Source organism: Sandaracinus amylolyticus (assembly GCF_000737325.1).
Lineage (GTDB): Bacteria > Myxococcota_A > Polyangia > Polyangiales > Sandaracinaceae > Sandaracinus > Sandaracinus amylolyticus.
This window is the reverse complement of sequence record NZ_CP011125.1, coordinates 9,619,294-9,638,826: the sequence shown is the minus strand read 5'-3', so window position 1 is coordinate 9,638,826 and position 19,533 is coordinate 9,619,294. Positions and strand designations below refer to the sequence as shown.

18 protein-coding genes are annotated in these 19,533 nt (G+C 72.6%); 11 read left to right on the top strand and 7 right to left on the bottom strand.

Annotated elements, in window-relative coordinates:
- Positions 1–105: 105 nt before the first annotated feature.
- Positions 106–1,512 (bottom strand): pyruvate kinase, encoded by a 1,407-nt coding sequence (gene pyk, locus DB32_RS40785; RefSeq protein WP_053238068.1) that lies wholly within the window; start codon positions 1,510–1,512, stop codon positions 106–108.
- 124 nt (positions 1,513–1,636) lie between these two features.
- Between pyk and DB32_RS40780 the strand changes: the two genes are divergently transcribed.
- The 3 genes from DB32_RS40780 to DB32_RS40770 all read left to right on the top strand — a co-directional run bounded on the left by DB32_RS40780 (position 1,637) and on the right by DB32_RS40770 (position 5,087).
- Complete coding sequence (locus DB32_RS40780) at positions 1,637–2,407, top strand: PDZ domain-containing protein (protein WP_053238067.1); 771 nt, start codon at positions 1,637–1,639, stop codon at positions 2,405–2,407.
- Positions 2,404–2,994 (top strand): hypothetical protein, encoded by a 591-nt coding sequence (locus DB32_RS40775; protein WP_053238066.1) that lies wholly within the window; start codon positions 2,404–2,406, stop codon positions 2,992–2,994. The genes DB32_RS40780 and DB32_RS40775 overlap by 4 nt, the downstream gene beginning before the upstream one ends.
- A 212-nt stretch (positions 2,995–3,206) precedes the next feature.
- A complete protein-coding gene (locus DB32_RS40770) occupies positions 3,207–5,087 on the top strand; it encodes a tetratricopeptide repeat protein (RefSeq protein ID WP_053238065.1) in 1,881 nt (626 codons plus the stop codon).
- Positions 5,088–5,122: 35 nt separating this feature from the next.
- Here the strand turns inward: DB32_RS40770 and DB32_RS40765 are convergent, their stop codons facing one another.
- Entirely contained in the window at positions 5,123–5,926 is an 804-nt protein-coding gene (locus DB32_RS40765; RefSeq protein WP_053238064.1) for a crotonase/enoyl-CoA hydratase family protein, read from the bottom strand.
- Between the two features lie 21 nt (positions 5,927–5,947).
- A complete protein-coding gene (locus tag DB32_RS40760; protein WP_053238063.1) occupies positions 5,948–9,184 on the bottom strand; it encodes a collagen-like triple helix repeat-containing protein in 3,237 nt (1,078 codons plus the stop codon).
- A 178-nt stretch (positions 9,185–9,362) separates the two neighbouring features.
- On the opposite strand from DB32_RS40760, the gene DB32_RS47715 reads away from it, so the two are divergent.
- Positions 9,363–9,533: a hypothetical protein gene (locus DB32_RS47715; protein ID WP_157070260.1), complete on the top strand. Its 171-nt coding sequence runs from the start codon at positions 9,363–9,365 to the stop codon at positions 9,531–9,533.
- Positions 9,534–9,537: 4 nt separating this feature from the next.
- On the opposite strand, the gene DB32_RS40755 is transcribed toward DB32_RS47715, so the two are convergent.
- The 3 genes from DB32_RS40755 to DB32_RS40745 are packed head-to-tail and all read right to left on the bottom strand — an operon-like array spanning position 9,538 to position 12,113.
- On the bottom strand, positions 9,538–10,434 hold the full coding sequence (locus tag DB32_RS40755; protein ID WP_053238062.1) for an ADP-ribosylglycohydrolase family protein: 897 nt from the start codon (positions 10,432–10,434) through the stop codon (positions 9,538–9,540).
- Positions 10,431–11,051: a hypothetical protein gene (locus DB32_RS40750; RefSeq protein ID WP_053238061.1), complete on the bottom strand. Its 621-nt coding sequence runs from the start codon at positions 11,049–11,051 to the stop codon at positions 10,431–10,433. The genes DB32_RS40755 and DB32_RS40750 overlap by 4 nt, the downstream gene beginning before the upstream one ends.
- 15 nt (positions 11,052–11,066) lie before the next feature.
- The gene (locus tag DB32_RS40745; RefSeq protein WP_053238060.1) at positions 11,067–12,113 is read right to left on the bottom strand and encodes a Glu/Leu/Phe/Val family dehydrogenase; all 1,047 of its coding nucleotides are present in this window, start codon (positions 12,111–12,113) and stop codon (positions 11,067–11,069) included.
- Between the two features lie 188 nt (positions 12,114–12,301).
- On the opposite strand from DB32_RS40745, the gene DB32_RS40740 reads away from it, so the two are divergent.
- The 7 genes from DB32_RS40740 (at position 12,302) to DB32_RS40710 (ending at position 18,838) form a co-directional block, all read left to right on the top strand.
- Positions 12,302–12,997: a hypothetical protein gene (locus DB32_RS40740; RefSeq protein WP_157070257.1), complete on the top strand. Its 696-nt coding sequence runs from the start codon at positions 12,302–12,304 to the stop codon at positions 12,995–12,997.
- A 16-nt stretch (positions 12,998–13,013) separates the two neighbouring features.
- Positions 13,014–13,673, top strand: coding sequence for a hypothetical protein (locus DB32_RS40735; protein ID WP_053238058.1), 660 nt, complete (start codon positions 13,014–13,016; stop codon positions 13,671–13,673).
- A 274-nt stretch (positions 13,674–13,947) separates the two neighbouring features.
- Entirely contained in the window at positions 13,948–14,526 is a 579-nt protein-coding gene (locus DB32_RS40730) for a TetR/AcrR family transcriptional regulator (RefSeq protein WP_053238057.1), read from the top strand.
- 84 nt (positions 14,527–14,610) lie between these two features.
- The gene (locus DB32_RS40725) at positions 14,611–15,357 is read left to right on the top strand and encodes an SDR family oxidoreductase (RefSeq protein ID WP_053238056.1); all 747 of its coding nucleotides are present in this window, start codon (positions 14,611–14,613) and stop codon (positions 15,355–15,357) included.
- A gap of 87 nt (positions 15,358–15,444) precedes the next feature.
- Positions 15,445–16,266 (top strand): 3'(2'),5'-bisphosphate nucleotidase CysQ family protein, encoded by an 822-nt coding sequence (locus tag DB32_RS40720; RefSeq protein WP_053238055.1) that lies wholly within the window; start codon positions 15,445–15,447, stop codon positions 16,264–16,266.
- Position 16,267: 1 nt separating this feature from the next.
- The gene (locus DB32_RS40715) at positions 16,268–16,666 is read left to right on the top strand and encodes a hypothetical protein (RefSeq protein WP_053238054.1); all 399 of its coding nucleotides are present in this window, start codon (positions 16,268–16,270) and stop codon (positions 16,664–16,666) included.
- 99 nt (positions 16,667–16,765) lie between these two features.
- Positions 16,766–18,838, top strand: a complete 2,073-nt coding sequence (locus DB32_RS40710; protein WP_157070255.1) for an RCC1 domain-containing protein — start codon at positions 16,766–16,768, stop codon at positions 18,836–18,838.
- Between the two features lie 3 nt (positions 18,839–18,841).
- On the opposite strand, the gene DB32_RS40705 is transcribed toward DB32_RS40710, so the two are convergent.
- Entirely contained in the window at positions 18,842–19,528 is a 687-nt protein-coding gene (locus tag DB32_RS40705) for a hypothetical protein (protein ID WP_157070252.1), read from the bottom strand.
- Between the last annotated feature and the right edge of the window lie 5 nt (positions 19,529–19,533).

The window sequence follows — 19,533 nt, the reverse complement described above, 5'->3', positions numbered from 1 at the left end:
ATCGGGGGCGGGACCAGCGACCGATCACGACCACGACCACGTCGACGCCCACGATCACGTGAGGCGGTCGCGCGCGCGAACGTGGTCGTGGTCGGCCGTCTGGAATCAGAGCCGATGCAGCTTGATCGTGTTGGTGCCGCCCGAGAGCGGCCAACCCGTGACCAGCGCGAATTCCCCGCCCTGCTTGCACATCTTCTCGCGCACCAGGAGCGACGTCGCGATGCGCAGCGTCTCCTCGAGATCGTCGGGCGGGATCTCGACGCGCGGGAACACGCCCCACTCGAGCGCGAGGCGCGTCGCGACCTCGGGCCGCGACGTCACCGCGATCACCGGCGAGCGCGGGCGGTTCTCGCTCAGCACGCGCGCGGTGCGCCCGTCGCGCGTGAACACGACGATCGCCTCGAGCGGCATGATGTACGTGAGTCGCGCCGCGGCGCGCGCCGCGGCCTCGGTGAAGGTCCACTTCTCGTCGCTGAGCGGCGCGAGGTCGGTCGCGGTGCGCAGCTCCTTCAGCGACTCGCGCTCCACCTCGCGAACGATCGCGTCCATCATCTGCACGGACTCGACCGGGTACTTGCCGCTCGCGCTCTCGCCGCTGAGCATCACCGCGTCGGTCCCGTCGAGCACCGCGTTCGCGACGTCCGCCGCCTCCGCGCGCGTCGGGCGCGGGTTGCGGATCATCGAGTCGAGCATCTGCGTCGCGGTGATGACGACCTTCCCGCGCTTGTTGACCTCGCGGATGATCCGCTTCTGCATGAGCGGCACGAACTCCGCGCCGACCTCCACGCCGAGATCGCCGCGCGCGACCATCGCGCCGTCGGACACGTCGAGGATCGCCTCGAGGTTCTCCATCGCCTCGGGCTTCTCGATCTTCGCGATCAGCGGGGTGCCGCGCGCGAGCGCCTTCGCGTCGAGCACGTCCTCGGCGCGTCGCACGAACGAGAGCGCGACGTAGTCGACCTTCAGCGTCTCGACCGCGAACTCGAGGTCCTTGCGATCCTTGTCGGTCACCGCGGGGGTCGAGAGCGCGGCGCCGGGCACGTTGAGGCCCTTGCGATCGCTCAGCTCGCCGCCGATCTCGACCTCGGTGACCACGTCGGTGTCGGTCGTCTCGATCACGCGCAGCCGCAGCAATCCGTCGTCGAGCAGGATGTGCGTGCCCGGGCCGACGTCGCGCGGGAGCGGCTCGTAGATCTGGTTGACGATGTCCTTCGTGCCCGGGACGTCGCGGGTCGTCAGCGTGAAGCGCTGCCCCGGCTCGAGCAGGATCTTGCCCTCGACGAAGCGCCCGATGCGCATCTTCGGGCCGCAGAGATCGGCGAGGATCGCGAGCGGTCGCCCCGCGCGCGCCGCGGCCTCGCGGACCATCTGCGCGCTCTTCGCGTGGTTCTCGTGCGAGCCGTGCGAGAAGTTCAGCCGCGCGCAGTCCATGCCTGCCGCCACGAGCTTGTCGATCATCTCGGGCGTGCTCGAGGCCGGGCCGAGCGTGCACACGATCTTGGCGCGTCGCATACGAGGCTCCTACCACGACCGACCCGGTGCCGACGAGTGGCGACACGCAGAGAGTCGTGACGCACCGTTCCATGGGCCGAGAGCTGGCGAGGGCGCAGAGGATCGGACTACCCTCGCGCCGGAGATGCGACCTGGACGTCTCGTTCTCGCTTTCTTCCTGCTCCTGGCCGTCGGATGCGCGTATCCGCGCCGCACCACCTCGCTCTCGCCGGTGCGCAACACGGTCACCTCGACCAGCAGCCCGAGCGACGTCTGGTCGCTGACGGTGGCCTCGGCGAGCGTGCCTCCGCGCAGCCGCGGCGCGCTCGCGTGGGACGGCACGGACGGATTGCCCGACCCCTTCGTGCGCATCTACCGCAACGACGAGCTCATCTACGAGTCGGAGACGCGGAACGACACGCTGACGCCGGAGTGGAACGTCGTGCTGCCGCGCAACGTGTATGCGCCGAGCGACGCGATGTTCCGCTTCGAGGTGTGGGACCGCGACGAGGTCGGCGCCGATCCGATCGGGATCTTCCGCCATCGCGGGCTGCCGCCGAACGTGGTGCCGGGCGCGGATGCGCGCGTGCTGCTCGACAGCGGCGCGCAGCTCGCGCTGCGTCTCGCCGCGCCGCAGGCGCACCACGGCGTGGGCGTGCGGCTCTACGAGGTGCGCGGTGACGCGCTGGTCGTGGTCGAGGTCGAGACCCACTCGCCCGCGGGCCGCGCGGGGCTGCGCCCCGGCGACGCGATCGTCGCGATCGGTGGGCAGAGCGTGTCGGGGCTCGGCTCGCAGCGCGCGCCGGGCGCGCTCTCGATGGCGGCCGAGCGACGCGAGCGACTGCGGGTGCGCGGCGAGCGCGGCGACACGCGCGAGGTGGAGCTCGATCAGGGCTTCACCTGGCTCACGATGTGATCGCGCGCGTCGCGACCGCGGCGCTGATCTTCGGTCTCGCCGCGCGCGCGGAGGCGCAGCCCGACGTGCAGATCTCGTCGCGGCTCGCGCTCGGTGGAGGCGCGGAATTCGCGCAGACCGAGGACGCCGATCCCGGTGCGCTCTTCGAGCTCGCGCTGCGCGCCGAGGCGCTCTTCGGCGACGCGATCGCCGATCGCGCGCGCATCGGTCCGGCGATCGACGTGCGCGCCGCCAATTTCCGGTCGATCGAGCTCGCGGGCGGCGCGATGGCGCTCCTGCCGATCGGGAGCGACTTCGGGATCACGCTGATGGCCGGCGCGGGATACGCGCTGCGGGATCCCTACGAGCCGATGCAGGATCGGCACGGCGCGATCGCGCTCGCGACGCTGGCGCTCGCGTACCGCCCCTACGATCACTTCGACGTGTACGGGCACGGCGTCTCGCTCTACGCGAGCGGGCGCGCGGCGTTCGCACGATGGGAGTCGTGGGAGGCGGTGATCGGCGTCGAGGTCGATCTCGAATTCGTCGTGTGGAGCCCGATCGCGTTCGTGATCACCGCCGTGAGCGGGCGCGACCCCGGCGAATGACTGGAAACAACGGCTCGCCCGCCGGGCCCTGCCGTACGCGCGCTTCGCGCGCTCCCGTCCGGGACCGGCGGGACGAGCACTCCCGCAAGGACTGGAAATGCGCGCAGCGTGCTCCGTCGTCGCGCCAGAATTCGACGTCCGGATCCTACCTGACCCGTTCTCTCCGTGACCCGAAGAGATAGGATGGCGCCCTCGCTGCTCGGGGGGAGCTGGTGCCCGAAGTCTCGCGTCCCGTGGTGCTCTTCGACTCGTGGGTGCGTCTCACGGAGAGCACCGACTCGGGGCTGGGCCGCGGGGCGGTGTTCGAAGGGCTGCGCTGCGTGCTCGTCAGCGGCTGTCCAGGCCACGCCGACGAGCTCGCGCAGGAGCTGCGCGCGCGGGGATCGCTCGTCGTGGTGTGTGGTCGCGAGGGCGATGGCCTGACGCGCGCGACGGCGCTCGACCCCCAGGTCGTGCTCCTCGACGAGACGCCCGATGGGTCGTCGCAGGATCTGTGGGAGCGGCTCGGGCGCGAGCCGGCGTTGCGCGGTGCGCGGCCGGTGCGGTTCCGCTGGGCGCAGCTGCGACGCACCGCGAGCGCGCCGCTCGACGTCGAGGCGATCGCGCTGCGCATCGCGCCGGTGATGCAGACGCACCACGCGTTCTGGCGCTCGGCGGCGGCGGGGCACGGGTTCGAGGCGGCGCTCGATCGCATCGGGTCGGTGGGCTCGCTCGTGCGGCTGCTCGCGTCGGGCGCGGGCACGCTGCGCGGGGTGATCGCGTCGGTCGCGGGCGACGCGGAGATCGTCGCGGTCGATGGGCTCGTGGTCGCGGCGCGATGGACGCCGCACGGCGAAGGCGCGTCGCTCGAAGGGCTCGCCGCGCTCGCGATCGCGCTCGACGTGGAGCACGGGATCGTCGCGGTCGATCGCCTCGAGCGCCCGTTCGAGGCGAACGTGGTGCTACCGGTCGACGAGGCGATCGCGCGGGCGCGCAGCGCGGTGGGCGACGGGATCGATCTCGCGCGGACGAGCCCGCTGATCGAGCCGCGGGGCGCGCGCTCCGAGCCGCCGCGCCGCGCTTCGTCGCGACCACCGCCTCGGCCCTCGCGCGAGCAGCTCGCGGAGCTGCTGCGCGGGCAGGCGCGCGGGGACGAGGCGACGCGCGAGGAGCTGCCGCACGACGCGTTGCGGCGCCAGGGCGCGCCCGGCGTCGAGCACGACGAGGCCGACGATGCCGCGGAAGGGCGCAAGCCGCGGCGCGTCGCGAGCGGGACACGCCTGCGCGCGAGCCGTGACGAGCCGTGGCTCGGCGTCGAGGCGCAGGCGACACGGCGCATGCTCGTGCTCGTCGGCGACGACGATCCGACGACGCCGATCGCGAGCTCGGCGCGCCAGGCGCTCGCGGCGCGCACGGTCGACGAGGACGCGACCACGCCGATCGCGAGCGCGATGCGCGACGCGCTGACCGCGCGGATCGCCGAGGAGGACACGCTCGCGGCGCCGCCTGCTGCGCCGGTCGAGGAGGCGACGACACCGGACGTCCCGCCGGAGAGCGAGCTCCTGCCCGAGCCTCCGCGCCCGCGCGACGACGCGCGCACGCGGCGACGTTCCGCGCTCGCGATCGGGATCACGTGCGTCGGCGCGCTCGCGACGCCGGTGATCGTCGCGACCGGGATCGCGCTCGCGACGCGCACCAGCGCGCCTCCGCCGCCCGCGGCGCCCGCGCCGACCGCGGTCGTCGCGCCGCCCGAGCGAGCTCCGGTCGTCTCTCCGCCGCGGCGCGTCGAGCCGCGACGTCCTGCGATCGCGGCGCCCGCCCCGGAGCAAGAGGTCGCGCTCGATCAGGATCTCACCGAGCGTCGCCGGCGATCCGACGCGCTCGTCGCCGCGGCGCGGCGTCACCTCGACGACGGCGACCGCGACGGTGCCGAGTCGCGCTTGCTCGAGGCGCACCGCATCGCGCCGTTCAACCCGCATCCTTCGGCCGCGCTCGCGCGCATCTACGCCGACGAGGGGCGCATCGATCTCGCGCGCCGGTGGATCGATCGTGCGATCGACCTGCGCCCCCGACGCACGCAGTACCGCGCCTTCCGGCGCGCGCTCGACCGCTGAGAGCGGGCCCTCCGCCAGCGAGCACAGGTGACCACTCACTCCGGATCGCGGAACGACGCGGCGCGCTTCGCCATCACGGCCTGGACCGCTTCCATCTGGTTCGGCGATCCGAGCAGGCCGACCTGGAGGTCGCTCTCGAGCCGGAACGCGTCGAGCGTCGAGAGCGCGGGCGCCTGATCGAGCAGCGCCTTGCCCGCGCGGATCGCGTGCGGGGACTGCGACGCGATCGTTCTCGCGAGCTCGATCGCGGCCGCGAGCGGATCCGTCTCGACGCGCGTCGCGAGGCCGATGCGCACCGCTTCTTCCGCGCCGACGACGCGCCCGGTGTACGTGAGCTCCTTCGCGATGTCGTGACGCACCACGCGCAGCAGCGTCTTCGACGCGCCCATGTCGGGGATCAGCCCGTACTTGATCTCCATCACCGAGAGCTGCGCGTCGGGCGAGACGATGCGCAGATCCGCGCCGAGCGCGATCTGGAGACCACCGCCGAACGCGACGCCGTGCACCGCGGCGATCACCGGCACCGGCACCTCGGTCCAGATCCAGCCCACGCGCTGCGCGAGGTTCGCCGGGCTCTGCTGCTCGTCGCGCGAGAGCAGCGTCTGCGCGGCGTCGGCGCCCATCTGGAGGAACGCCATCCAGTCGAGCCCCGCGCAGAACGCCTTGCCCTCGCCCGAGAGCACGACGGCGCGCACGCTGCGATCCGCGATCACCTGCTGGCCCGCGGCGACGATCGCCTCGAACATCGCGAGGTCGAGACCGTTCCGCTTGTCGGGACGGTTGAGCCGGACGTGGGCGACGTGATCGGTGATCGTGGTGACGACGCGCGCTTCGCTCATGCGCGCCGTTCTACCACGCGCTCATCCGTTCGCGCGCAGAAGTGAGCCGGACTCATTTTCGACCGGCTCGTCGACGTCCGCGACCTCGACGCGGGCGCGCGGACCGATCAGCTCGGCGGTGCGGACCATCAGGAGCAGCTCGCTGCGCTCGCGCTCCGCGCTCGCGACGAGGGCGGTCCGCGCTTGCTCGCTCGCGTGCGCGACGCGGAGACGCGCGCTCCACGCGGCGTGCTCCACGAGGTCGCCGTCGTCCGCGACGAGCAGCTCGTCGTCGGTGGTCACTCCTTCGCGCTCCACCGGCGCGAGCACCATCGCGCGCGACCAGGCGCCGCGATCTCGCGCGGTGAGGTCGGTCGCGCGTGCGTCCTTCCAGCGCTGGCGCAGCGTCTTCTCGAGCTCGCGCGTGCGATCCCGCAGCGCGCGCCGCACGAGCTCGTCGCTCGACTGTGCATCGAGCATCTCGTCGATCAGCGTCTCGGTGAGCGCGTCGAGCATCGCGGCGCGTCGCGCCCACGCGATCCCCGGGATGCGCTCCCAGAGCCGCACCTGCGCGTCCGCGAAGAAGCGCAGCTTCGCCGCGAGCTCGGCGACGATCGCGATCGCGTCCTCCCGCCCGTCGGGCACGAGCGGCGTGTGCGCGAGCCGGACCAGACGCGGCAGCGCTTCGCGCATCCGAGCGCGCGAGAGCCCGGCGCGCGAACGAGTGCGGCGCAGCACCGCGAGCTGCTCGCTCGCGAGGCCCACCAGGATCGCGTCGCTCCACACGCGCGCGCGCGCTCCGTCGCTCGCCTCGATCGCGCGCACCAGCGCATCGACCTGATCGTCGGGCCCCGATGCGACGGCGATCGCGGTCGCGCACTCGTTCGACGCGATCGTGCGCGGATCGGCGAGCGCGTGATCGCTGAGGGCGACGTGCGCGACGCCGCATCGCGCGGCGGGTCGCGCGAGCACGCGGATGCGCCCGAGGCGATAACGATGGACGAGCAGCCACGAGCCGCGCGGCGCGGGCGCGAGCTCCCACACGATCGTGAAGCGGCGCTGCGGAAAGCGCGTCGCGAGCCGCTCGGCGAGCGCGCGGGCGCGCGCCTCGAGCCGTGCCTCGCGCGGCGACTCGAAGAACATCCCGATCTCGTGCAGCTCCGCCGTCTCGACGAGCGCGCCTTCGTTCTCGACGCGCGATGCGAGCCGCTCGACGAGCGCGTCCTCTCCGCCGGCGGGCGCGACGTCGCGATCGACGATCGCGGGCGCGAGCAGCGCGCGCAGATCGGCGGTGCCGCCCGCCAGCAGCACGTCGGCGCCCGCCTCGGCGAGCTGCGACATCGTCGCGTGCGAGAGCATCTCGGCCGCGCGCACCTCGCGCCCCGCGCTCGACATCGGGTGCCCGAGCACGATCACGAGCCCGCCGCCGAGCCGCTCGATCACCGAGCTGCCGAGCTCGAGGTGTCCTTCGCGCGAGAGGTCCCACACCGCGAGACGCCGCTCGTGACGCGTCGCGAGCGCCTCCCACGCGTCGATCTCCTCGCGCGACGTGCGGTGGTGCGCGACGAGGAGCCAGTCCATCCGCGCGTCGGGCGCGAGCGTGCGCACGCAGCGCACCCGGAGCTCGCGGTGCTGCACGACGCGCAGCACGTCGGGCATGTCGAGCCGACCGATCTCGAGCGTCAGACGAAGCCGCAGCTCGCGATACGAGGGTGCGCTCTCGCGAATGCCGAGCGCGCCCTCGAAGACCCAGTCGGCGCCCGGCTCGAGCAGATCGAGCTCGCGCACCAGGCCCTCACCGCGCATCGGGACCGGCTGGCCGTGCTCGTCGATGAGGAGCGCGGCGTCGTCGGCGAGCTCGCTCTCGAAGAGCGCGAGGCGCGCGCGCACGCGGCGACGGCTCGAAGATTTGGCACCGAGTGCCAGTTTCGACTGGTTGCGGATCGCGAAGCGCAATCGCGTCACCTCGCCGGGCGCGAGCGCGACGAGCCCCTCGACGATCGAGGCCGCGATCGGAAAGCGCACCAGCATGGTCGCGGGCGGGGCCATCGCGTCGGGCTCGAAGCGCTCGAACGAGCGGCTCACGTCGACGACGTGCGCGCGCAGCAGGACGCGCTCGTGCTCCGCGAGCGGATCGGCGGGATCGCTCGGCGCGTGATCGCGCAGCTCGAACGTGAGCGTGCCCGGCACGTCGATCTCCGCGCCGGCGGGCACCGAGCGCGGGATCTCGAGCACTTCGTTCGCGAGCGCGCCGCACCACTTCGAGTCGCGCACCTCGAGCGTGATCGCGCGCGACGAGGGCGAGGGCATCGCGCCCACGTTGCGCACGCGGAGGCCGTCGACGCGCACGAGCTCGCCCGGCTCGAAGACTCCGTCGCGATCGTCGGTGCGCAGGGTGATGCCCGAGAGCATCAGCTCGTAGCGGCCGGGGTACTGCTTCGGGCCCGTCGCGGTGAGCACCTCGATCGCGAACGCGCCGTCCGCGCCGTCGTGCCCGGCGTAGAGCGGGCCCGATCCGCTCGCGCCGGACGCGCCGCTCGGGCCGCGTGATCCACCGGGGCTCGAGTGGAAGCTCGTGCGCGTCTGGGGCTTGCCCTGCGAGTCGGTGTAGTGCTCGGTCTCGGTCCACGTGTGGCTCGATCCGCCGCGGCCCCCCGCGCCGCCCGATCCCCCCGCGCCGTGTCGACCGGGCTGTCCGCCGATCCCTCCGTCGACGCCCGTGCGGATCAACATCACGAGGTGCGTGTCGGCGTCGTCGACCTGCACCACGACGCGCCCGCCCGCGCCACCGTTCGCACCGCTCGACGCGCGCCCGCCGCGCCCACCATCGCCGCCGCGCCCACCGTCGCCGCCCGACGAGTAGCGCGTCGCGTCGCTCCCGCGACGTCCGGTCGCGCCGTCGCCGCCGCGTCCTCCGTCGCCGCCGTGCCCGCCGGCACCGCCGCGCGCGACGACGTCGACGAAGCCGTAGTCGCCGATCGTCACGAGCTCGCGCACGGCGTGGGCGCGACCGTCCGCGAAACGTCGCGTGCCCTCGACGCGCGCCATCGTCGCGCCCTCGGGCCGCATCGTGACCGCGACGAAGCCGCCGTTCTCACCGGGCGAAGGTGCGCTCGCGTGACCACCCGGCGATCCGTCCTCGCCCGCGCCGCTGCCGTCGCTGCCGTCGTGCCCGCGCGCGCCCGGCGCGCCCGCGCGGCCCGATGCGTCGACGCGCAACAGCACGTCGCCTTCGGGCTCGCGTCGCTCGATCGTGGAGGGGCTCTCGCGATAGACCACGAGAGCATCGTAGACCGGGTTGTGCGATCGAGGCGCGCCGCGGAGACTCGTCGATCATGCGCACTCCGATGATGGTGCTGGTCGTCGCGCTCGCGGGCTGCGGCAGTGATCGCGCGCCCGACGCGACGCTCTCGATGCACGACGGCGCGACGACCACCGGCAGCGAGCAACGCGCGTGGTGGGCACGCTGCGCACGCGCGATCGCGACGTACCGCTCACGGTCGAAGCGCTCGCGCTGCCCGAGAACGCCGAGCTGCGTCAGGGCACCGCGAAGATCTGGGCGGGCACCGACGACTTCGACGACGTCGGGTTCCGCGCGGATCCGATCGACGGCGCGCTGCCGCGCTGAGCGATCACGCGCCGTCGAGCGGCTCGCGCGCGGCACGCCATTCGGCGGGCACCGTCATCGGCGCCGCGAGCGCGACCACGCCGCCGACGATCGCGCACGTCGTGTCGCGATCACCGAGCGCGCTCACGGTCGTCCACATCGCCGCGACGAAGTCGTCGAGGTGCCGCGCGGCGCACCAGACGCTGAGCGGCACCGTGTCCTCCGCGAGCACGTACGTGCCGTTGCCGACGATGCTCGCGATCGTGCGCACGTCGTCGAGGTGCGGCATCGCGACGAGCTGCTCGAGACGCGCGCGGGTCTCGCCGGGCGGCACCGAGGTCGCGACCTCCGCGATGATCGCGCTCGGCGACCGCCGTTCCTCTCGGCGGGTCGCGATCGCCGCGAGCACCGCGATCGCGATCGCGCCCGCGATGCCCTCGGGATGCGCGTGGGTCGGGAGCGCCGATCGCCGCGCTTCGTCGATCACACGCTCGAGATCGCCCGCGAAGTACGCGCCGATCGGCGCGGCTCGCATCGCCGCGCCGTTCCCCTTGCTGCCCGTGCCATCGAAGATCGCGCGGCTCGCGAGGTCCCACGGTGTGCCCTCGCCGATCTCGGTGAGGACGCGCCGCGCCATCGCGCCGTAGCCGCGCCATGAATCGCGCGCGAATCGCACCGCGAAGCGCGCGGCGATCGCGCTCGGATCGATCGTCCCGCGCGCCGCGAGCTCGTCGACGATCGAGAGCGCCATGTGCGTGTCGTCGGTCCAGCGCCAGGTGCCGCTCGGGACCGCGCGGTATGCGAGGCGCGTGTCGACCGTCTCCGGCGCGCCGAAGAAGCGCTCACCGAACGCGTCGCCGATCGAGAGGCCATCGAGCGCGACCCGTGCGCGCGCGATGCGCGCGTCGTGATCGGCGATCACTGGATCACGTGCCGCAATTCGCCGGCGGTGCCGACGTTCTGGAACTGCACGCCGGCGAGGCGCTGCACGACGCAGGTTTCGCCCGGGGAGCCGTGCATCTCGCCGCCGAGCGCGATCGTCGGTGCGCCCTCCGCGGTCCACTGCACCTCGACGAGCGCGGCCTGGGTCTGGGTGCACCCGAGGATCGTCGCGCGCTGGGTGTCGAGCCACGTGCGGATCACCTGCTCGACCTGCTCGCGCGAGGGCTGCGCGGGCGCGGGCTCGGCGGTCTGCGTCGGCGTCGTCTGGAGAACCTGCACCGGCTGCGGCTGGGGCTGCGCGTACGCCGCGGGCACCTCACCGCCGCCGCTCACCGCGACCACGCCGGTGCCCTCCATCTGGCAGTCGCGCCGACGATCGGCCGCGCACGCGTACACGACGTCGAGCCCGCACGCGACCACCTGGTAGCGACTGCCGCCGAGATCGACCCCGCGCACCTCACGACCACGACAGTCGGGGAAATCGCGCTCCACCGACGCGCGCACGTTGCGCGGGAGCACGCGATACGGTGAGCGCGCTCCGCACGCGCTCACCGCCGCGATCACGAACATCGCGAGCCCCCATCGCATCCGCGCCATGCCCCCGTCTTGTCGTCAACGGGCCGCGCGCGCCAGCTTCTCTTCGACGATCGTGTCCGCGATGCGATAGGTCGGCTGCATCGCGCGCTCCGCGCGCTCCGCGATCTCGAGGATCGTGTCGTAGATCTTCAGCACGCGCTCGCGCGACTTCTGCTCGTCGTAGCCCGCGTGCTCCTGCGCGACGTTCACGAGGCCACCCGCGTTGATCGCGTAGTCGGGCGCGTAGAGGATCCCGCGGTGCATCAGCGCGTCGCCGTGGCGCGTCTCCGCCAGCTGGTTGTTCGCCGCGCCCGCGACGATCTTGCACTTGAGCTTCGGGATCGAGTCGTCGTTCAGCGCCGAGCCGAGCGCGCACGGCGCGAACACCTCGCAGTCGACCGAGAAGATCTGATCGAGCGGCACGACCTCCGCGCCGAGCTCGCGGTGCGCGCGCTCGGCCTTGAGCGGATCGATGTCGGCGACCGTGAGCTTCGCCCCGAGATCGTGGAGCTGCTTGCACAGCCAGTAGCCGACGTGACCGACACCCTGCACCGCGACGTGGAGGCCCTCGATCGAGTCGCGCTTGTAGACGAACTTCACGCACGCCTCGATCCCGCGGCGCACGCCGAGCGCGGTGTACGGCGACGGATCGCCCGAGCCGCCGTGCTCCGGCTTCACGCCGGTCACGTGCTTCGTGACCGAGCGGATCGTCTCCATGTCCTCCATCGACGTGCCGCTGTCCTCGGCCGTGATGTAGCGACCGCCGAGCCCGTCGACGAAGCGCCCGAACGCGCGGAAGAGCGCGCCGCGATCGAACGCGCGCGGCGGACGGATGATCACGCTCTTGCCGCCACCGTGCGGGATGCCGGTGATCGCGGCCTTGTAGGTCATGCCGCGCGCGAGGCGGAGCGCGTCGATCAGCGCGAGCTCTTCGTGCGGGTAGTGGATGAAGCGACACCCGCCGAGCGCCGGGCCGAGGCGGGTGTCGTGGATCGCGACGATCGCCTGCAGGCCCGTCGCGGCGTCGCGTGCGAAGTGGACCTCTCCGTAGTCGTGCTGCTGGAGGTGCTCGAAGACGTTCACGATTGACTCCTCGCGAGCGCGCGCCTCTACCCGACGCGCGCATCGCTCGCAACGACGCAGCGCGTCGAAATCCGCGCGAATTGTGGCGAGATCGGGTACGTTCCCCGCCCGTGAGCTTGCGTACGATCGCTTCCGGGCTCGCCGTCTCGCTCGTCGCGTCGGCGCTGTGTTTCACGAATCCATGCGCCGTGCGTGCCGATCCACCGGCGTGCCCCGCGGATCCACCGAGCGACGCCGAGGTGCAGCGCAGGCTCGCGTGGATCGAGCGCCAGATCGCGCCGACCGAGCGCGACACGCGCTGGTGGTTCACCGGGTTCCTCGTGCTGCACGGCTTGCTCACGGGCGTGCAGCTCACGCTCGCGATCTCGACGCCCGACGACGACGCGCGCCCCGACTTCATCGTGAACTCCATCAGCTCGGGGCTCGGCCTGATCACGATGGCGATCACGACGCCGCCGATCCTCGGCGCGGGGGACTTCGTGCGCGGTCTGCCGCGCGACACGCCGGAGGCGCGGCTCGACGCGATGCGCGCGGCGGAGCGCAGGCTGCAGCAGAGCGCGGAGGCCTCGGGGTTCGTGCGCAGCGAGCTCTCGGCGCTCGCATCGGCGCTCTACGTGGAGGCGGCGAGCCTCACACTGCTCTTCCTCGGACGTACGAGCGGCGCGTTCTTGCTGGCGGGCGGCGGCGTGGTGCTCGGGCAAGGTCGACTGCTCTTGCATCCGACGGGCGCGATCGACGCGTGGCGCACGTACGCAGCGCGTCACGCCGATGCGGGCTGCGAGAGCGACGCGCCGGTCGCGTCGGCGCCGGGGCCGCGCCTCGCGGTGAGCCCGTCGGTGCCGGGCCCGGGTGGCGTCGGCGTGTCGCTCCAGCTCGCGTTCTGAACGACACTGCGATCGCATGCGCTGCTCGTCGCTGCTCGTGGTGCTCGCGGTGGTGCTCTCGATCGCGTGCGGTGGTCCGCGGATGCGCGAGGGCGAGCTCTTCGCGGGGCGGCCTTCGGGCCCGCCGAGCATGGCGTCGATGCCCGATCCCGACGTCGTCGACGAGGAGCTGAGCCCGCGCATGCGCCGCGCGATGGAGCTCGCGCGCGACGCGCTCGACATCGCGGCGCCCGAGCCGGCGCGGAGCCGCGCGGCGCTCGATCTGACCGAGTGGAGCGAGGGCGCGCTGCGCGAGTGGCTCGAGCGCAAGACGGCCGCGATCGAGGCTGCACGCACCGAGCTCGACGCGGCGGCGGAGGAGCAGCATCGACAGCGCATCCTCGCGGGCGCGCTGGTCGGGCTGCTCTACGAGGACGTGCTGCGTGTGCTGCGCAGGCGTCCGATGCCCGACGATCTCGAGGACGAGCCGGAGATCCTCGACGTCTATCGCGACTCGCTGGAGAGCCAAGCGCGACCGTGGCTCGAGACCGCGCGCCGCGCGTATCGAGCATGCGCGGCGAACGCTCGAGAGCCGGAGTCGATGAGGCACTTCGTGGCGTTCTGCGAAGCGCGCGAGATGGGGCTGCCCTCGGGGATGGAGAGCGGGGAGTCGACGGTGGAAGTGATCCGAGACTGATATGCCGAAGGCGCGCGGACGAGCCCGTTCTCGACGCCGCCCATCATGCTGACCGAGACCAATCGATCCGCAGTCGCGCGAAGCGCGCTGCCACGCGCGAACGTCCGAGGCGCGCGAACAGCGCGACTCGGTCGTGACCCCCGCCCACCCAAAGAGATGTTCCGAATCCGCATGCCGAGGCCTTACCAGCAGGGCGCCAGCCGGCCCGCGTTCTAGACTGACCATTCCAAAACTTCTTGACCACACAGTCCAGAACGCCCATATCAGGAACATCGTGGCTCGCCCCAAGGCATTCGATCGCGATCAGGCGCTGGAGACGGTCATGAACGTCTTCTGGCAGCGCGGGTACGACGCGACGTCGATGGACGACATCGTTCGCGCCAGCGGGGTCGGCAAGCAGAGCCTCTACGACACGTTCGGCGACAAGCGCGCGCTCTATCTCGCCGCGCTGGACCTCTACGCGACGCAGCGCGCGCAGCTGCTGCGCGACGCGCTCGATGCGCCCGGCAGCCCGCGCGCCGCGCTCGTCGCGCTCCTCCGCAACCTCGCGAAGACGATCGGCGATCCCGCGCAGCCGGGATGCATGCTCACCGATGCCGCCGCCGATGCGTGCGTCGACGACGAGGCCGTGCAGCAGTGCATCGCGCGCGGCGCGAAGGTGCTCGAGAAGACCATCCGCACGCTGCTCGAGCGAGCCGAAGAAGCGGGCGAGATCCGGCCCGACCAGAACCTCCGCGCCAAGGCGCGCGGCCTCGTCGCGACGGTGAGCGGGCTCCGGCTCGTCACGCGCCCGACCGGCGACGCGCGCATGCTCGCCGACATCCTCGACGACGCGCTCGCGCGCATCGCCTGACTCCCTCGACGACGCTCGGCCCGCGCCGCGCGTCGTTCGTGCGCCTCATTCTGGAACGACCAGTCAAGAACAGGAGATCGCAACATGACCAAGCTCGCGAACAAGGTCGCCGTCATCACCGGAGGCACCACTGGGATCGGCCTGGCGACCGCGAAGCTCTTCGACGCAGAGGGCGCGTCGCTCGTGCTCACCGGCCGCGACGCGGCCGCGATCGAGAGCGCACGCCGCGAGCTGCCGCGCGCCGACGTGCTCGCTGCGGACCAGTCGTCGCTCGCCGACGTCGATCGTCTCGTCGAGCACGTCCGGGCGCGTCACGGCCGCGTCGACGTGCTCTTCGTGAACGCGGGCATCGCGAAGTTCCGCCCCTTCGAAGCCGTCGACGAGCGCTTCTTCGACGAGCTCGTCGGCGTGAACCTCAAGGGCGCGTTCTTCACGGTGCAGCGCTTCGCGCCGATCCTCCGCGACGGCGCGTCGGTCGTGCTCAACACGTCGGTCGCCGGCGTGCGTGGCCCCGCGAACGCGACGATCTACGCGCTCTCGAAGGCGGGACTGCGCTCGCTCGCGCGCACCCTCTCGACCGAGCTCGCGCCGCGCGGCATCCGCGTCAACGCGATCAGCCCCGGCCCGATCGAGACGCCGATCTTCGGCAAGACCGGCGCCGACGCCGACGTGATCGCGGTGATGAAGCAGAGCATGAGCGACGCGGTACCGATGAAGCGCCTCGGCACCGCCGACGAGGTCGCGCGCGCGACGCTCTTCCTCGCGTCGACCGACTCGTCGTTCGTGCTCGGCTCGGAGCTCGCGGTCGACGGCGGCCTGACGCAGCTCTGAGCGCGAGACCGATCGCGACGTCCAGCACCAGCCACCCACGCGTCTACTGGACGTCGCAGCCCCGTCCCAGCTACGTTCCGCAGCGGAATGTTGGATCGCGAGCTCGTCGAAGCGGTGAAGCTGGCGCGGGAGGCGGGACGCATCCTCCTCGAGATCTACGCCACCGATTTCGGCGTCGAGATGAAGGGCGAGTCGGACCCGGTCACCGAGGCCGATCGCCGCGTCAACGCGTTCCTCACCGCGCGCCTCCACGAGTCGTTCCCGACCGACCTCGTCGTCGCCGAGGAGAGCGCGACCGAGGGCAAGCAGAGCAGCGGTCGCTGCTGGTTCGTCGATCCGCTCGACGGCACCAAGGAGTTCATCGCGAAGAACGGCGAGTTCAGCGTGATGATCGGCCTCGCGATCGACGGCGACGCGCAGCTCGGCGTCGTGTACCAGCCGACGACCGGCAAGCTCTGGCGCGGCGTCGTCGGCGACGGCGCGTTCCTCGAGCAGGGCGACAAGACGTACGTGCTGCGCCCGAGCGACATCGCCGATCCGTCGCAGATGCGCCTCGTCGTCTCGCGCTCGCACCGCTCGAAGTCGACCGACGCGCTCGTGCAGCGGCTCGGCATCACGCAGGAAGCGGTGAGTGGCTCGGTCGGCCTCAAGGTCGGCCTGATCGCCGAGCGCAAGGCCGACCTCTACGTGCACCTCTCGGGCAAGACGAGCGCGTGGGACGCGTGCGCCCCCGAGGCGATCCTTCGCGCCGCGGGCGGCACGTTCACCGACCTCGAGGGGCGTCAGATCCAGTACGGCACCGGCGAGCTCAAGAACCACCGCGGCATCCTCGCGTGCAACCGCAAGGGCTTCGAGAAGGTGCTCCCGGTGGTGAGCGCGATCGCGCGCGAGGCCGGGCTCATCACCTGACGTGTTCTTCCTCTTCGGCCAGAAGAAGCGCGCCAAGAGGATCGCGGGTGCGCGTGCGATCACGGTGCGCTGCCCGCACTGCGAGAAGCCGCGCGTCTTCGTCGAGGTCGAGCTCGAGCGCACGTACACCGCGTACGTGATGATCGATCTCTGGACCTCGAAGGATCGTGCGTTCGGGTGCACCGAGTGCGGAGAGATCCTCGACGCCGATTCCGACGAGGCGGTCGCAGCGCTCGCCGCGCTCGACGCGCCGGATCCGAAGGCGCTCGCGAAGCAGCGCGCCGCGCTCGAGGCGGAACGCGCGGCTCGCGCGAAGGCGCGCGAGGCCGAGCAGGAGCAGCGCGATCGCGACGTCGAGGACGAACTCGCCGCGCTGAAGAAGAAGCTCGGCCGCGAGTGATCGACGTCCGCGTCGTGATGGCGCGCATCGGCGCTCCGCGGCGGGACGACCCCGCGCCGCGGCGTTGGGCCGCGCGCACCGGCGCTCATGCTCGGCGCGGTGCGGGGGAGCTTCCGAGCAGGGGTCTGGTCGATCGTGCTCGCGGGATGTGTGCTCGCGCCGATCGACCTCGCGGACCGTCGTTGTCCGTGCACCGTGGGTTGGGTCTGCGACGAGGCGCGCGATCGATGCGTTCCCGTCGCCGACGCCGGCGCGTCGAGCGATCCGTGCAACGCGCTCGACGACGACGACGACGAGCGCGTCGACGAAGGGCCCGACGTGTGCGGCACGCCCGCGCGCGCGACCGTCGAGTGCGTCTCGGGCGCGTGCGTGCTCACGTGCGTCTCGGGCGCGGCCGACTGCGACCTCGCGGTCGCGAACGGATGCGAGACCGATCTCGGCGACGTGACGAGCTGCGGCGCATGCGACGTCGCCTGTGCCGAGCCGACCCCGCTCTGCCTCGACGGAGGTGACGGCACGTTCGTGTGCACCGAGTCGTGCGCGTCCGATCGCGCGCAGTGCGGCTCGAGCTGCGTCGACCTCGCGACCAGCGTGTCGCACTGCGGTGGCTGCGATCAGCCCTGCGAGCTCCGCACCGGTGTGCTCAGCCAGTGCATCGCCGGCGCGTGCGTGTACGCGTGCGCGACGGGGCGCGCCGACTGCGACTCCGACCGTCACGACTGCGAGACCGACGTCTCGACCGTCGCGGCGTGCGGCGCGTGCAACGCGCCGTGCGTCACCGAGCACACCACGCCGGCGTGCGTGGAGGGCGCGTGCGAGATCGTGTCGTGCCAGGACGCCTGGGCCGACTGCGACCTCGACGCCGCCGACGGCTGCGAGACGAGCCTGCGCACGCTCGACGACTGCGGCGCGTGCCACACTCCGTGCGGGTTCGAGCACGCGACCGCGTCCTGCGCGACCGGCACGTGCACGATGGGCGCATGCGAGCCGGGGTTCGGCGACTGCACCGCGACGCCGGGATGCGAGACCGATCTCTCGCGCGAGGAGTCGTGCGGCGCGTGCGGCGTGACGTGCGAGGCCGGCACGTCGTGCGACGCGGGGAGCTGCGTGTCGCCGAGCGACGTCGCCGAGGTCGTCGCCGGCGATGCGTTCGCGTGCGCGCGCATCGGCGATGGACGCGTCGCGTGCTGGGGCGCCGACGAGAGCGGTCAGCTCGGCAACGGCAGCGCGGGCGCGAGCGCGACCGCGATGCTCGTCACCGGGATCACCGACGCGATCGATCTCGCTGCCGGTGCGCGCCACGCGTGCGCGGTGCGGCAGACCGGCGAGGTGCTGTGCTGGGGCGACAACGAATTCCGCCAGCTCGGCAACTCCGGCGCAGGGAGCGATCAGGTCGTGCCCGTCCTCGTCCGAAACATCGTGGGCGCCGTACAGGTCGCGCTCGGCGATGCCCACTCGTGCGCCCGCCGCAGTGACGGCACGGTCGCGTGCTGGGGCCGCAACGATCGCGGTCAGCTCGGGATCGGCAGCGCCGGTGATCGCTCCGCGCCCACCAACGTCGCGGGCCTCGCCGACGTGTTCGATCTCGACGCGGGCGACGCGCACACCTGCGCGGTGCGCAGCTCGGGCGAGATCGCGTGCTGGGGCGCGAACGCGCGCGGTCAGCTCGGCGACGGCACCACGACGCAGCGGCTCGCGCCCACCGCGGTGCTCGGGATCTCCGTCGCGCGCGGGATCGCGCTCGGCGCCGAGTTCACCTGCGCGGTCGCGACCGATGGCCGCGCGGGCTGCTGGGGCGCGGGGGAGGTGGGCCAGCTCGGAGACGGCGGCACGTTCGATCGCGCCTACCCGGATCTCGTGCCCGACATCACGACCGCGGGCTGGATCGCCGCCGGCGACGATCACGCGTGCGTGCGCCTCGCCGACGGCACCGCGCGGTGCTGGGGCGCGAACGAGAGCGGCCAGCTCGGAGACGGTACGCGCGACGGCGGCGCGCCGCGCGTCGTCCTCCTCCTCGACGATGCGGTCGCGGTCGCGGCCGGCGCGTCGCACACGTGCGCGGTGCGCGAGGACGGCGCCGCCAAGTGCTGGGGCAGCGGCGCGAGCGGCCGTCTCGGCGACGGCACCTCCACCGATCAGCTCACGCCCGTGACCGTGATGGGCCTGCCCTGACGATCACTCGGGCGGCTGCGCGAGCGGCGCGGCCATGATCTCTTCGGGGTCGAGCGTCGCGTCGCCGTCGAGGTCGCGGCGCAGCGTCATCGCGCTCTGCAGTCCGGCGCGCAGCGCGGGCAGTCGATCCGCGTTCGTCGTCTCGTCGACGAGCACGACGCCGTCCACCGCGGGGATCGACGAGAGCGAGAGGCCCGACGTGAGCAGCGTGCGATCGACCGCGAGGAGCAGACCGCCTGCGTCGGGCGTCACGTCGAACGAGCCCTCGAGACGCACCACGAAGCGCGTCGCGTCGCGGACCTCGATCGACGCACCGTCGGCGCGCCGCGTCCCGTCGATCGACACCGCGTACGGCGCGAAGATGGTGCGGCAGCGATCGGGATCTTCGCAGGCCGCGATCGACAGCTCGATCGCGCAGTACAGGCCCGCCGGGACCTCGAGCGGCTCGAGCACCCGCAGCTGCCCGCCCACCGCGTCGAGCACCGCGCGCCGCAGCAGCGGCACCTGCGCGCCCTCGCAGTCCTCGAGCTTCGCTTCCTCGACGGAGATCAGCGCGGACTCGACCGCGGGATCCGGCGAGAGACCCATCGGATCGTAGCCTCCGCCGCCCATGTCGGGCGCGAACGGCGGATTGCCGGTCTCGGTGCCACCGCACGACGGTGCTGCGCCGAGCGCGAGCGCCGCCGTCACGAGTG

Bases quoted from the DNA above. Each gene is read 5' to 3' on its own strand.
- DB32_RS40720 (WP_053238055.1), top strand. From the start codon at position 15,445: ATGTTGGATCGCGAGCTCGTCGAAGCGGTGAAGCTGGCGCGGGAGGCG.
- DB32_RS40750 (WP_053238061.1), bottom strand. From the start codon at position 11,051: ATGGCGCGGATGCGATGGGGGCTCGCGATGTTCGTGATCGCGGCGGTG.
- DB32_RS40725 (WP_053238056.1), top strand. From the start codon at position 14,611: ATGACCAAGCTCGCGAACAAGGTCGCCGTCATCACCGGAGGCACCACT.
- DB32_RS40780 (WP_053238067.1), top strand. From the start codon at position 1,637: ATGCGACCTGGACGTCTCGTTCTCGCTTTCTTCCTGCTCCTGGCCGTC.
- DB32_RS40765 (WP_053238064.1), bottom strand. From the start codon at position 5,926: ATGAGCGAAGCGCGCGTCGTCACCACGATCACCGATCACGTCGCCCAC.
- pyk (WP_053238068.1), bottom strand. From the start codon at position 1,512: ATGCGACGCGCCAAGATCGTGTGCACGCTCGGCCCGGCCTCGAGCACG.
- DB32_RS40735 (WP_053238058.1), top strand. From the start codon at position 13,014: ATGCGCTGCTCGTCGCTGCTCGTGGTGCTCGCGGTGGTGCTCTCGATC.